Below are 12,446 nucleotides of genomic sequence, written 5' to 3'. Positions count from 1 at the left end.
AACGGCACGGTTATTGTCGATTCATTGATTTATTCGATCACCACCAATCAAGTACGAACATTCAAGGAGCAGTGCCATGCGTTTAATCCTGTTGGGTGCCCCCGGCGCGGGGAAGGGGACTCAAGCTCAGTTTATTTGTGAGCAGTTCAAGATTCCCCAAATTTCCACCGGGGATATGCTGCGCACCGCCATCAAGGACGGCACTGAGCTGGGACTCAAGGTCAAGGAGATCATGAACAGTGGTGGGCTGGTGTCCGACGAAATCATCATCGACCTGGTCAAGGAGCGCATCAGCCAGCCGGACTGCGCCAACGGCTTCCTGTTTGATGGGTTCCCCCGCACCATTCCCCAGGCCGATGCCATGAAAGAAGGCGGCGTGAAGCTCGATCACGTGCTGGAAATCGCCGTGCCGGACGAAGAGATCGTCAGCCGTCTGGCCGGACGCCGCGTTCACCCCGCCTCGGGCCGTGTCTACCACATTGACCACAATCCGCCCAAAGAGCCGGGCAAGGACGATGTCACCGGGGAAGCCCTGATCCAGCGGGAAGACGATCAGGAGTCTACCGTGCGCAACCGTCTGTCGGTGTACCACGAGCAAACGGCTCCGTTGGTGGAGTACTACCAGCAGTGGGCCAAAGAGGACCCGGCCGCTGCACCTCAATACCACCGCGTGGAAGGGGTGGGCAGCGTGGCCGATATCACCCGCCAGGTGAAAGAAGCGCTGAGCTGAGCCTGGCAAAGACTGCTCGACTGACGATGGCCCGCAGGTTCCCTGCGGGCCATCGTCGTCAAGGCCGCCAGACGGTATACTGGCGGCCTATTTTTTCGGAGTGCCACACGGTTATGTCGTCGCGATATCTTCTGGCATTGGATGCCTCCTCCAGTGCCTGCTCTGCCGCGCTGCTGCGTCAGGAGAGTGATCAGTCCGAGTGCCTGGCGCGTTACGAAATGACGCCGCGCGCCCATACCAAACGCTTGATGCCGATGGTCGACGAGCTGCTGGCTACCGCCGCCATTGTGCCCGGGCAGCTGGACGCCGTCGCGTTTGGCCGTGGGCCGGGCTCCTTTACCGGCCTGCGCATTGCCGCCGGAGCGGCCCAGGGGTTGGCCTTCGGCCTGGAGCGCCCGCTGCTGGGTATCTCGACGTTGGAGTCCCTGGCCCTGCAGGTGCATCGCCGCTATCACTTTCGCCATGTGGTGACCGCGCTGGATGCCCGAATGGGTGAAATTTACGTGGCCAGCTGGCACTGCCTGAATGACGTGGTCAGCCCGCAAAGCGATGAGCGAGTACTGGCCCCAGGCGCTTTTAGGCTGCCATCCGATGAAACCGACTGGGTCGGGGTCGGCTCGGGCTTTGCGCTTTGGGACGCTTTCGATGTGGCAGTGCATGTGGGCATGACCCAGCACCTCAGCGACGACCTGGAGCCGCGCGCCGAAGAGATGGCCTGGCTGGCCGCGCGGGACCTGGACGCAGGGTTGGGTGTCGCCGCCCATGAAGCGCAGCCCGTCTACCTGCGTAACGACGTGGCCTGGAAAAAGCCGGCATGAGCTCGGCGCGCCCACCGATAGCGCTGCCCGCGGGGCTGACGCTGGAAGAGCGCGATGGCCGATTGGCGCTGGTCGGTGACGAGCGCCAGTACGGCAAGCCCTTGAGCGTCGATTTCGTGTCCGGCAAGGCGGCCCATCGGCGTCAGTTCGGCGGTGGGCGCGGCCAGCTGGTGGCCAAGGCGTGCGGGCTTTCCAAAGGCGTGACGCCAAGCATCGTGGATGCCACGGCAGGGCTCGGGCGTGACGCGTTCGTGTTGGCCAGCCTGGGTGCCGAGGTGCTGATGGTCGAGCGCGTGCAGGCCATTGCCGCGCTGCTGGAGGATGGCCTGGCCCGGGCGGCCAGGGACGCCGAGACGGCGCCCATCACCGCGCGCATGCAGCTGCGTCATGGGGATGCCTGTGAGGCGCTGGCGGCGCTGGTGGCCAGCGCCGAGTTCACCCCGCAGGTCGTGCATCTGGACCCCATGTTTCCCCATCGCGAGAAATCGGCGCTGGTGAAGAAGGAAATGCGCTTGTTTCGTGAACTGGCCGGAACGGACGATGACGCCCCGCGCTTGCTGGAAGCGGCGCTGGCGGTGGCCACTCACCGGGTGGTGGTCAAGCGCCCGCGCAAGGCACCGCCTATTGCAGGTCCTGCGCCACAGCATACAATCGAAGGCAAAACCAGCCGCTATGACCTGTATGTTCACCGCTCCTTGAGCCGCTAAGGCGGCCTGCAGGCAGGGCGCAAGAGAAGGAGTCTTTATGCAGTACGCGTGGCGAGAAGGTAACCGTGTGGCGCTTCTGCCGGAAGCGTCGCGCTTTCTGCCAGCCATGTTCGACGCCGTCCATCAGGCCCAGCACTATGTTTTCGTAGAGCTTTACCTGATGGAGTCGGGGGCGTTGGCCGACCAGATGATCGATGTACTGGTGGCCGCGGCCGAGCGTGGCGTGCAGGTGTATGTGCTGCTGGATGGCTATGGCGCCATGGGGCTGAAGCGCGAGGATCGTGAACGGCTACAGGAGGCCGGTGTGGCCTTGCAGCTGTTCAATCCGATTGGCTTCCACTCACTGGCACGCAACCTGAGCCGTGACCACCGCAAGATCGTGGTGGTGGATGGCGAGGTAGCCTTCACGGGCGGGTTTGGCGCGGTGGATGAATTCCTGGAGGCCTGGTACGAAATCGCCGCCCGGGTCCAGGGGCCCGTGGTGGCCGATTGGGAGGCGCTGTTTCGTCACTTGTGGCGCTCACGGCTGACCCGCTATGCGTCCCCGCAAGGGCCGCGTCTGGCACTGCCGGAGGTGCGGGTAGCCAAGCCGCACGAAGAGGGCGTCAGGGGCAGGGTCATCTCGGGCCGTGGCTATCGCTATCAGGCCATTCGGCACTCACTCTACGCGCGGGTCCACCAATCTCGCCAACGGCTGTGGCTATGTACGCCCTATTTCGTGCCGACCTTTTCGCTGCGTCGGCGGCTGGTGCGCGCGGCCAGACGCGGGGTGGACGTTCGCCTGCTGCTACCCGGTCCCAAACATGACCACCCCGGCGTACGTTACGCAGGCCAGCGCTTTTATCACAGCCTGCTGAAGGCGGGTGTGCGTATCTTCGAGTTCCAGCCCACCTTTATTCATGCCAAGTTTGCTTTGGCAGACGACTGGGTGAGCCTGGGCTCCTGCAACTTTGACCACTGGAACCTGCACTGGAACCTGGAGGCCAATCAGGAGGTGGAAGATGCTGCCTTCGCCAACGACGTGCGCGAGCTGTTCGAGCGCAATTTTGCTGCCAGTGACGAGGTGGATGCCCAGGCCTGGGCCGCGCGGCCCTGGTGGCAGCGCGCCCGGGAGTGGGTGTATGGCGCGCTGGATGGCCTGGTGACGCGGCTCAAGTAGCGGCTACTTGCGTTTTTTGCCCTTGGCCGGGGTTTTCTTGCGGGGCTTGGGTTTGGGCGTCTCGGGGGGCACGCGGTAGTGCAGGTAGAGGTCGAGCACCAGTTCGGGTAGCTGGGCCACCAGCGCTTCCTGATTGGCCTGGTCGCTGGCCATCTCGGCCATGTCGGGTTCGTCATCAAACAGACCCGAGAGCAGCATGAAGGGCAGCAGCAGGGTGGCCGCAGCCTCTTCGTCCTCCTGGAACCAGGCGCTTTCGTCGCTGAACACGCCTTCCATGAAGCCTGCGCACCAGTCTCCGATGGGGGTCTCTTCGGCGGGCAGACCATCCAGGGTCAGCTCGAAGGGCAGCTCTGGTAGACCGCCTTGCTCCAGCACCGCCATGGCGTTATCACGCAGCAGGCAGAGGAGGTGCGTGACCTCGTCGCGTTCGGCGTCGTTCTGGTAGTTGGGCTCGCCCTGAAAGAGCTCGGCAAGCCACGCATCGCGGGGCTGTTCGCTGGGCGCCACGGCCAGGGCCACGAGGAAGCCATGGGCCGAGATCAGGTCCAGGGCATCTTCGCCCACGCGGTCCGAATCGAGAAAGTCGTCCAGCCTGTCCAGCTGCTCATCTTCCAGCAGCGGCTGGGGTGGCACGCTGTCGGAAGCGGTTGCGGGGGGCTCGTTGTTGCGCTCTGCCATGAAAAGCCTCATCGGGTATCTTGAATCGAACAACATCTTGACGGTTAGTTTATCACTAATGAACACCACACCACTGCCTTCCTGGCCTGCTGATGAGCTGGAAGCGTTGTCACCACCCGCGCTGGCTTCCGCCGCCCGTGAACGGGTCGCGGAAGCGCTGGCCCGCTGTCGGGAAGTGTATCCGACGCTACCGACCCCCGGGGTCTGGTTCGACCTGAAGGGCGCAGGGGCTGGGCAGGCCCACTGGGGCAGACAAGGGCTGCGCTTCAATCCCGTGCTGATGGCGGCCAACCGCATGGCCTTCTTCGACGAGGTGATTCCCCATGAAATGGCCCACTGGCTGGTCTTTCACTTGGCCAACGGCACCCGTTTGAAACCCCATGGCCGGGAGTGGCAGACTGTCATGCGTGACCTGTTTGGGCTGGAACCCCGGGTTACCCACCGTTTCGATATCGGGCAAGCGCAGTCGCGGCCCTACCGCTACCAGTGCGCCTGCCAGACCCACGCCTTTACGGCCAGACGTCATGCCTTAGTGGTAAAAGGGCAGCGGTATCGCTGCCGACATTGTCATCAGACCTTGGTCTACAGTGCTTGATGAATCCTGGAAACATGTTTTAAGTATATGTTTTTTAAAATAAAAATGTTAATACCAATGTCTAAGGGGAAGCCGTCATCGGGAGGTTTATGCTAGGTAAAGATTAGCCGGGTCGGTGCCACCAATAACAAGACCGACACAACTTCCACGAGAGTGCATTTTCACGGACAGAGGCAATTTCATGAGCGAGCATCAGAACGTCTATCCAGTGCGCGATAGCATCGCAGCCAAGGCATGGGCCGACAAAGACAAGTATGCGGCAATGTATCAGCAGTCCATGGAGGACCCTGAAGGCTTCTGGGCCGAGCAAGCCAAGCGTCTCGACTGGATCAAGCCCCCCAGCAAGATCAAGAACACCTCGTTCGCCCGCGACAACGTCGATATTCGCTGGTTCGAAGATGGCGAGCTGAACGTCAGCGCCAACTGCCTGGACCGCCATTTGGCCACGCGTGGCGACCAGACGGCGATCATCTGGGAAGGCGATGATCCCAGCGAGTCCAAACACATCACCTACCGTGAGCTGTACGAGCGTACCAACCAGCTGGCCAATGGCCTGAAATCGCTGGGCATCCAGAAAGGCGATACGGTCACGCTGTATATGCCAATGATTCCCGAAGCCGCCATGGCCATGCTGGCCTGTGCGCGGATCGGCGCAGTGCACTCGGTGGTCTTTGGTGGCTTCTCCCCGGATGCCGTGGCTCAGCGCGTCATTGGTGCGGACTCCAAGCTGGTGATCACCGCCGATGAATCAGTGCGCGGTGGCAAGCATGTGCCGCTGAAAGAGAACGTCGACTCGGCGCTGACCCGTGATGGCACCGACGTGTGCAAGAACGTGCTGGTCGTCAAACGCACCGGGGGCGATATCGACTGGCAGGCAGGCCGTGACCTGTGGTTCGACGAGCTGGTCGATCAGCAGTCGACCGAGTGCCCGGCCGAACCCATGAACGCAGAAGATCCGCTGTTCATTCTGTATACCTCAGGCTCTACCGGCGCACCGAAAGGACTGAAGCATACCACTGGCGGCTACCTGACCTATGCCGCCATGACCCATCAATATATTTTCGACTACCAGGAAGGTGAGATCTACTGGTGTACCGCCGACGTGGGCTGGGTCACCGGGCATAGCTATATCGTGTACGGGCCGCTGGCCAACGGCGCCACGACGCTGATGTTCGAAGGCGTGCCCAGCTATCCGACCCATGGCCGGATGGGCGACATCGTCGACAAGCACCAGGTCAACATCCTCTATACCGCGCCGACCGCCATTCGTGCACTGATGGCCCATGGTGACCGCGTGATGGATTCCAGCAAACGTGACTCGCTGCGCCTGCTGGGCTCGGTGGGTGAGCCAATCAACCCGGAAGCCTGGGAGTGGTTCTACCGGGTCATCGGCAACGAGAAGTGCCCCATCGTGGATACCTGGTGGCAAACCGAGACGGGCGGCATCATGATTGCGCCGCTGCCGGGGGCCACTGACCTCAAGCCGGGCTCGGCCACGACACCGTTCTTCGGGGTCAAGCCAGCGCTGGTGGACAGCGAGGGCCAGACGCTGGAGGGGGCCAATGAAGGTAACCTGGTGATTCTCGACTCCTGGCCGGGGCAGGCGCGCTCCATCTGGGGGGATCACGAGCGCTTCGTGCAGACCTACTTCTCCACCTACGACGGCATGTACTTCACCGGTGACGGCTGCCGCCGCGACGAGGACGGCTACTACTGGATCACCGGCCGTGTGGACGACGTGCTCAACGTCTCTGGCCACCGCATGGGCACCGCCGAAATCGAGTCGTCGCTGGTCGCTCATTCCGCCGTGGCCGAGGCCGCCGTGGTGGGCTTCCCCCACGACATCAAGGGTCAGGGTATCTATATCTACGTGACCTTGAACGATGGCATGGATCCCACCGACGAACTGAAGAAAGAGCTGACCCAGTGGGTGCGTAAGGATATCGGCCCCATTGCGTCGCCGGACGTCATCCAGTGGGCGCCGGGGCTGCCCAAGACCCGTTCGGGCAAGATCATGCGACGCATCCTGCGCAAGATCGCGGCCAACGAGTGTGATGGGCTGGGCGATACCAGTACGCTGGCAGACCCGTCGGTGGTCGATGATCTGATCGAACATCGTGCCAACCAGTAAGGGAAGCACCCCCATGAATCGTCTTGTGGGGGCTGCTTTCAATGACCAGCGTCACGCCTGGATTTATTAAATCAGGGCAAACTGCGTTAGTCTGTTGCGGTGCCGGCCATGAGCCGGCACCGCTGTTTCTGTTTGAATGACGTTCCAATGACAAATTGTGCATGTGATGCTTGGGCATGATGAAGCCCATGGGGTACCATGCCTCAACCGTATGAGCCTAGCGTCGCGGCGGCAGGCAACCCCGCTGCTCGAGGAACCGGAGGAAAATCCATGGCAGTAGCCCATAAGTTTATCGTCGCTGACGACCATCCGCTGTTTCGCGCAGCGCTTACCCAAGCGTTGCGCCAGTTGGCCCCCCAGGCCGAGATCGTCGAAGCCGACACCATGGAAGCCACCACAGAGGTCGTCAACCGACATCCCGATGCGGATTTGATCCTGCTGGATCTGCACATGCCGGGAGCCCACGGCTTTTCGGGGTTGATTCAGCTGCGCGGGCAGATGCCCGATATTCCCGTTGCCGTGGTGTCCGGCAGCGATGAGCCTTACGTGGTGCGGCGCGCCATCGACTACGGGGCGTCCGGGTTCATCCCCAAATCCTCCTCACTGCAGCTGATTGCCGAAGCCGTGGGCGAAATTCTGCAGGGGGAAGTCTGGTTGCCTGAAGCGCTGGCCAACGTATTGGAAGAGACCAGCGAAGAGGAGTCGCGTTTTGCCGAAGCGATTGCGTCGCTGACTCCCCAGCAGTTCCGGGTATTGAACATGCTCACCGAAGGTCTGCTCAACAAGCAGATTGCCTATGAGCTGAATGTCTCGGAAGCCACGATCAAGGCGCACGTCACGGCAATTCTGCGCAAGCTGGGCGTTCACTCGCGCACCCAGGCGGTCATCGCCGCGCAAAAGCTGGAAGTGGAGCCGCCCAAAGTCGAGTCCTGATCGCGACGGTAGGCAACCAAAACGCCGCGCCTGGAATTCTCCAGGCGCGGCGTTTTGTTAGCTATGGCTTTGTCAGGGGCAGGGTCAGAGTTTGGCCCGACTGGCCTGCAGGGTGCGTGTCAGCAGAGCACGCAGGGCGGCGGGTTTCACGGGTTTCAGGAGCATGTGGTACCCCGCCCGCTTGATCTCCTCGGCCACGGTTTCGGTGCGGTCAGCGGTGATCACGATGCCCGGCACGGCCCCTTCGAAGCGCTCGCTGAGGGCTTCCAGAGCCATCAGGCCGGTGACTTCGTTATCCAGATGGTAATCCGCCAGAATGGCATCCGGGTCGCCATCCATGTTGCGCAGAATCGACTTGGCCCCTCCGATGCTGGTGGCGGTGAAGACCTCACAGCCCCAGCCGTTCAGCATGGCGGTCATGCCCTCCAGAATCAGGGTTTCATTGTCGATACAGACGATGCGGGTGCCCGCCAGCTTGTTGCCACTGCGGCGATGGCCAGCCTCTTGCTCTATCGGCGCCATCTCCTTGGCCGCCACGATGGGCACGCTCACCGAAAAGACCGTCCCGACGCCTTCCCAGGAGCGTACCTTGATGGGGTGGTCCAGCACGCGACTCATGCGGTCGGCGATGGACAGTCCCAGCCCCAGCCCTTTTTCGCTCTCCTTGTGACGCGACACCTGATCGAGACGACGAAACTCCTGGAAAATCTCGGTGAGCTTGGACTCGGGAACGCCGGGGCCGCTATCCCATACCTCGATCAGCAGCCGTTCGCCCTGGCGGCGGCAGCCCAGCAGCACGCGCCCTTCCTGAGTGTAGCGAATGGCGTTGGAGAGGAAGTTCTGCACGATACGGCGCAGCATTTGCGGGTCAGAGTCGACCCACTTCTGGGTGGGGACGACGTCCAGGTCCAGGCCGCGGTCGTCGGCCATGACTTCGAACTCGGCCCGCAGCGGGCGGAAGATGTCGGCCAGCGCGAAGTGGCTGCGGCGTGGGGTCAGCGCGCCCGCATCCAGCTTGGAGATATCCAGCAGCGTACCCAGCAGCTCTTCGGCGGCCTGCAGCGAGTTGTCGATATGCCCAATGGTGCGCTGGGTATCGCTGGCGGTGACGTTTTGCATCAGCGCCGAGGTAAACAGGCGCGCAGCGTTCAGCGGCTGCAGCAGATCGTGGCTGGCAGCGGCCAAAAAGCGCGTTTTCGAGGCGTTGGCATCCTCGGCCAGCAGCTTGGCCTGGCGCAGCGCTTGCTCCGCTTCTGCGCGCACTCGGTTCTCCTGGCGCAGAGCGGCGTTGGCCTCTGAAAGCGCCTGAGTGCGCTCTCTGACGCGCTCCTCCAGGGTTTCATTGGTCTCCTTGAGCGCAATCTCGGCCTGGCGGCGTTCGGTAATGTCCTGATACAGCGCAAAAAAGCCTAAAATCGACTGGCTGTCGCCAAAGTGGGGTGTATAGGTCACCAGCATGTAACGCATGGCATCATTGACGCGCATGGAGACTTCGAAGCTGACACGCTCACCGGCCAGCGTTCGCTGTACCCAGGGCAGTCGCTCTTCGGCCTGATTGACCGGCAGGACGTCTTCATAGCGACGCCCGATGACCGCGTTACGATCAATGCTGAAGGCCTGCTCGTAGGCGCGGTTGGTGAACAGGTAGCGGCTCTCCTTATCGAAGTAGGCAATCAGCGCCGGTACGTTATCGGTATAGATACGGATATTGTTTTCAGAGCGAATCAGCGCCTCTTCGATGCGCTTTTGCTGGGTAATGTCCTGATAGGTGTAGACGAAGCCGCCTCCGGGCATGGGGTTGCCCTGCACTTCCAGCACGCTGCCATCCTGGCGGTAACGCACGTAGCGGTGGGGCTGGCCTGCCCGAATGTTGTCGATCAGCAGCTGGACATGCTCCTCCGGGTCGCCGGGGCCATACTCGCCATTATGGGCGTTGTAACGGAAGATGCGGTCCATGGGGGCGCCGACCCGAATCAGGTGGTCGGGGAAGCGGAACAGCTCCAGATAGCGCTGGTTCCACACCACCAGCCGCAGATTCTGGTCGACCACGCTGATGCCCTGATTGATGTTTTCGATGGTGGCCTGCAGCAGGGCGCGGTTGAACTCAAGCACCTGGGAGGCTTCATCGACGATGGAGATCACATCGGAAATGCCGATGCCGCGCCCCTGCAGCGCCGAGTTCACCACGATACGGGCCGACGAGGCGCCCAGCACCGACGCCAAAAAGCGTTCGGTAAACTGGATGACGTCGATGGACGCGCGGGTGCCATCGTCCAGCGGTTTGCCCGCCCGGCGGGCGTAGTCTTCGAAAGCGCGATCCACCTGGCCTGCACCGAGGAAGCGTTCACACAGTACCTTCAAGTCGCCTACCGTGGTCGCACCCGTCCAGGGGCGGTTCACCGAGGTCTGGCGGGTCTCGACGCTATCGACGAACAGCGACGCCTGAATGCGCTCGACCACGCGCTGGGAGGTGATCTGCGAGACGAAGATATAGCAGAACAGATTGATCCCCAGCGAGAGCATCACCCCGTGGGTGAACGGGTCGCCCAGGTTGAGGCCGAACAGGGCCGTGGGCGAGAGCCACGAGATGCCCAGTGGCCCGCCGAACAGCCATGCCTGGGGCAGCACGCCGGCGTTGATCATGGCCGGCATCAGCAGGCTGTAGGTCCAGATGGCAAAGCCGGCATTCATGCCGATGACGACGCCCAGCCGGTTACCGCGCTTCCAGTACAGCCCGCCGATCAAGGCAGGCGCAAATTGCCCGGCTGCGGCAAACGAGAGCATGCCGATGGAGGCCAGCGAGGTGAACTCGCCAATCAGCTGATAGAAACCGTAGGCCATGGCCAGCACGGCGATGATGGTCAGGCGGCGGGCGCGCAGCACCAGCCGTCCGTAGTCTCGGGCCTTGGTGTCGAACCAGCGCAGCCGGAACAGGGCCGGAATGACGATTTCATTGGAGATCATGATGGACACCGCCACCGCGGCCACGATGACCATGCCGGTGGCTGCGGAAAAACCGCCAATGAAGGTCAGCAGGGTCAGCCACTGCTGGCCTGAAGCCATGGAGAGCGCCAGCACGTAAGTGTCGGGCTCGACGCCGCTTTCCGAGAACAGCATCAGCCCTGCGGCGGCTAGCGGTACCACGAAGAAGGCAATGGCCAGCAGGTAGAGCGGGAATAGCCAGCGCGACTTGCTGGCGTCGTCCGGGTGAATGTTTTCGACTACCGCCACGTGAAACTGACGTGGCAGGCAGAGGATGGCCAGCATGGCCAGTAGCGTTTGTGCCCAGAAGCTCTGGCCGAAATCCTGGTTGGCCAACTGGCGCTGCAGCTCCAGCTGGCTTTCCGCATGGCCCATCAGCTCTCCCAGCCCGCCGAACATGCCCCAGGTGACGAAGGCCCCCAGCACCAGGAAGGCCAACAGTTTGACCAGTGACTCGAAGGCGACCGCGTGAATCAGCCCCTCATGGTGCTCGGTGGCATCGGTATGGCGTGTGCCAAACAGGATGGCAAAGATCGCCATGACGATGGCCACATAAAACGCCGTATCGGCAAACAGCGGGGTGTGGGTGAGGTCCTGTGCATCGGTCAACACGCTGAAGCTGGTCGACACGGCTTTTAGCTGCAGGGCGATATAGGGCAGCGTACCGATCAGCGCCACCAGGCTGGCAAAGGCGGCCAGCGACTGCGTCTTGCCGTAACGCGACGCAATGAAGTCGGCAATGGAGGTGACGTTCTGGTGCTTGGCAACGCGAATCATCTTGGCCAGTACCGGCCAGAACAGCAGGAACGTCAGAATTGGCCCGACGAAAATGCTGGCAAACGACCAGCCTGCCGTGGCGGCCTGGCCCACCGCGCCGTAAAACGTCCAGGACGTACAGTAAATTGCCAGCGCCAGGCTGTAGATGATGGGGCGGCGGCGGCTGGCGCCATGGGTGCGCGCCCGGCGGTCGCCGTACCAGGCAATGCCGAACAGCACGGCAATATAGAGTAGTGATACGGCTACCAGCAGCCCGCCGTGAAACATGCTTCTCTCCCTGTCTTGTTATCTGCGCCCCATGCGGCGGTGCGTTCAGTGAGGCTCCATTCTAGGGGAATTGCCCTGCAGCGCCAGTGCTCAAGATGAATGAGCAGGCTCGGCGCAGGCTTGTTCGAGCAGCGTGGAGGAGGTGCGCAACGTGCGGATGCCGGTGATGTCCGGCGAACGGGTGTCGATATCCACCGGCACCAGCTCACGGCTGCTGCAGTTCAAGAGGTAGGCCTGGGGAATCACCAGGTCCGTATGGTGGCGCTCGAAGTGGTAGAGCATGAACTCGGCCAGCGTGGCGCCTTCGTGCTGGGTGCGCTGCAGGCTGTCGTGGTCGAGCACGCTGAAGCGCGTGGTCATGGGAAACACGAAGGTCCATGGGCGCCATATTTCGGTGCCGGTACTGCTGTCCACGACCACCGCCGAGGCGGGTAGCTGCTGCTGCTTGTGATCGAACCAGGAGTACTCCACGTGAATCTGGTAGCTCAGCATGCCGAGTCCGGCAAAGACAGGCACGATCCATTTGGGCAGACGGCGTCCTGACAGGTGGCGCAGTATCAGGGCAATACCCGCCGCCGCCAGGGCGGCGAAGACAGCGGCAATCAAGTGCCAGATCATAACGATGCTTCCTAAAACAGCTCGGGCTTCCCATGGGAAGCCCGATGCGTG

General features: G+C 62.1%; 10 protein-coding genes. 7 read left to right on the top strand and 3 right to left on the bottom strand.

Annotation, left to right across the window (positions count from 1 at the left end):
- Window positions 1–76 precede the first annotated feature (76 nt).
- The 4 genes from adk to B7L71_RS04710 all read left to right on the top strand — a co-directional run bounded on the left by adk (window position 77) and on the right by B7L71_RS04710 (window position 3,414).
- Complete coding sequence (gene adk, locus B7L71_RS04725) at window positions 77–730, top strand: adenylate kinase (RefSeq protein WP_081136315.1); 654 nt, start codon at window positions 77–79, stop codon at window positions 728–730.
- Window positions 731–843: 113 nt separating this feature from the next.
- Entirely contained in the window at window positions 844–1,548 is a 705-nt protein-coding gene (gene tsaB, locus B7L71_RS04720; RefSeq protein WP_081136313.1) for a tRNA (adenosine(37)-N6)-threonylcarbamoyltransferase complex dimerization subunit type 1 TsaB, read from the top strand.
- Entirely contained in the window at window positions 1,545–2,255 is a 711-nt protein-coding gene (locus B7L71_RS04715; protein ID WP_081136312.1) for a class I SAM-dependent methyltransferase, read from the top strand. The genes tsaB and B7L71_RS04715 overlap by 4 nt, the downstream gene beginning before the upstream one ends.
- A gap of 37 nt (window positions 2,256–2,292) precedes the next feature.
- Window positions 2,293–3,414: a phospholipase D-like domain-containing protein gene (locus B7L71_RS04710; RefSeq protein ID WP_081136310.1), complete on the top strand. Its 1,122-nt coding sequence runs from the start codon at window positions 2,293–2,295 to the stop codon at window positions 3,412–3,414.
- 3 nt (window positions 3,415–3,417) lie between these two features.
- Here the strand turns inward: B7L71_RS04710 and B7L71_RS04705 are convergent, their stop codons facing one another.
- On the bottom strand, window positions 3,418–4,092 hold the full coding sequence (locus B7L71_RS04705) for a YecA/YgfB family protein (RefSeq protein ID WP_081136309.1): 675 nt from the start codon (window positions 4,090–4,092) through the stop codon (window positions 3,418–3,420).
- Window positions 4,093–4,150: 58 nt separating this feature from the next.
- Here B7L71_RS04705 and B7L71_RS04700 point away from each other — a divergent pair, with 58 nt between their 5' ends.
- From B7L71_RS04700 to B7L71_RS04690, 3 genes are all read left to right on the top strand, one after another.
- On the top strand, window positions 4,151–4,687 hold the full coding sequence (locus B7L71_RS04700) for a SprT family zinc-dependent metalloprotease (protein ID WP_081136307.1): 537 nt from the start codon (window positions 4,151–4,153) through the stop codon (window positions 4,685–4,687).
- A 181-nt stretch (window positions 4,688–4,868) separates the two neighbouring features.
- The gene (gene acs, locus B7L71_RS04695) at window positions 4,869–6,818 is read left to right on the top strand and encodes an acetate--CoA ligase (RefSeq protein WP_081136306.1); all 1,950 of its coding nucleotides are present in this window, start codon (window positions 4,869–4,871) and stop codon (window positions 6,816–6,818) included.
- Window positions 6,819–7,088: 270 nt separating this feature from the next.
- Entirely contained in the window at window positions 7,089–7,751 is a 663-nt protein-coding gene (locus B7L71_RS04690) for a LuxR C-terminal-related transcriptional regulator (RefSeq protein ID WP_016916171.1), read from the top strand.
- A gap of 84 nt (window positions 7,752–7,835) precedes the next feature.
- On the opposite strand, the gene B7L71_RS04685 is transcribed toward B7L71_RS04690, so the two are convergent.
- Together B7L71_RS04685 and B7L71_RS04680 are read right to left on the bottom strand one after the other, a co-directional pair.
- Window positions 7,836–11,777: a NahK/ErcS family hybrid sensor histidine kinase/response regulator gene (locus tag B7L71_RS04685; protein WP_081136304.1), complete on the bottom strand. Its 3,942-nt coding sequence runs from the start codon at window positions 11,775–11,777 to the stop codon at window positions 7,836–7,838.
- A gap of 90 nt (window positions 11,778–11,867) precedes the next feature.
- Window positions 11,868–12,395 carry a hypothetical protein gene (locus B7L71_RS04680; RefSeq protein ID WP_081136302.1) on the bottom strand — a complete coding sequence of 176 codons (528 nt, stop codon included), beginning with the start codon at window positions 12,393–12,395 and terminating at the stop codon, window positions 11,868–11,870.
- Between the last annotated feature and the right edge of the window lie 51 nt (window positions 12,396–12,446).

The organism is Halomonas sp. BC2, from assembly GCF_002078115.1.
In the GTDB taxonomy this organism is placed as follows: Bacteria; Pseudomonadota; Gammaproteobacteria; order Pseudomonadales; family Halomonadaceae; genus Vreelandella; species Vreelandella stevensii.
Note: the sequence above shows the minus strand (reverse complement) of the source record. Positions and strands in the feature narration are given on the sequence as shown.

Coding starts and splice junctions, on each gene's coding strand:
- B7L71_RS04690 (WP_016916171.1), top strand. CDS start 7,089: ATGGCAGTAGCCCATAAGTTTATCGTCGCTGACGACCATCCGCTGTTT.
- B7L71_RS04705 (WP_081136309.1), bottom strand. CDS start 4,092: ATGGCAGAGCGCAACAACGAGCCCCCCGCAACCGCTTCCGACAGCGTG.
- B7L71_RS04680 (WP_081136302.1), bottom strand. CDS start 12,395: ATGATCTGGCACTTGATTGCCGCTGTCTTCGCCGCCCTGGCGGCGGCG.
- acs (WP_081136306.1), top strand. CDS start 4,869: ATGAGCGAGCATCAGAACGTCTATCCAGTGCGCGATAGCATCGCAGCC.
- B7L71_RS04710 (WP_081136310.1), top strand. CDS start 2,293: ATGCAGTACGCGTGGCGAGAAGGTAACCGTGTGGCGCTTCTGCCGGAA.
- tsaB (WP_081136313.1), top strand. CDS start 844: ATGTCGTCGCGATATCTTCTGGCATTGGATGCCTCCTCCAGTGCCTGC.
- adk (WP_081136315.1), top strand. CDS start 77: ATGCGTTTAATCCTGTTGGGTGCCCCCGGCGCGGGGAAGGGGACTCAA.
- B7L71_RS04685 (WP_081136304.1), bottom strand. CDS start 11,777: ATGTTTCACGGCGGGCTGCTGGTAGCCGTATCACTACTCTATATTGCC.
- B7L71_RS04700 (WP_081136307.1), top strand. CDS start 4,151: ATGAACACCACACCACTGCCTTCCTGGCCTGCTGATGAGCTGGAAGCG.
- B7L71_RS04715 (WP_081136312.1), top strand. CDS start 1,545: ATGAGCTCGGCGCGCCCACCGATAGCGCTGCCCGCGGGGCTGACGCTG.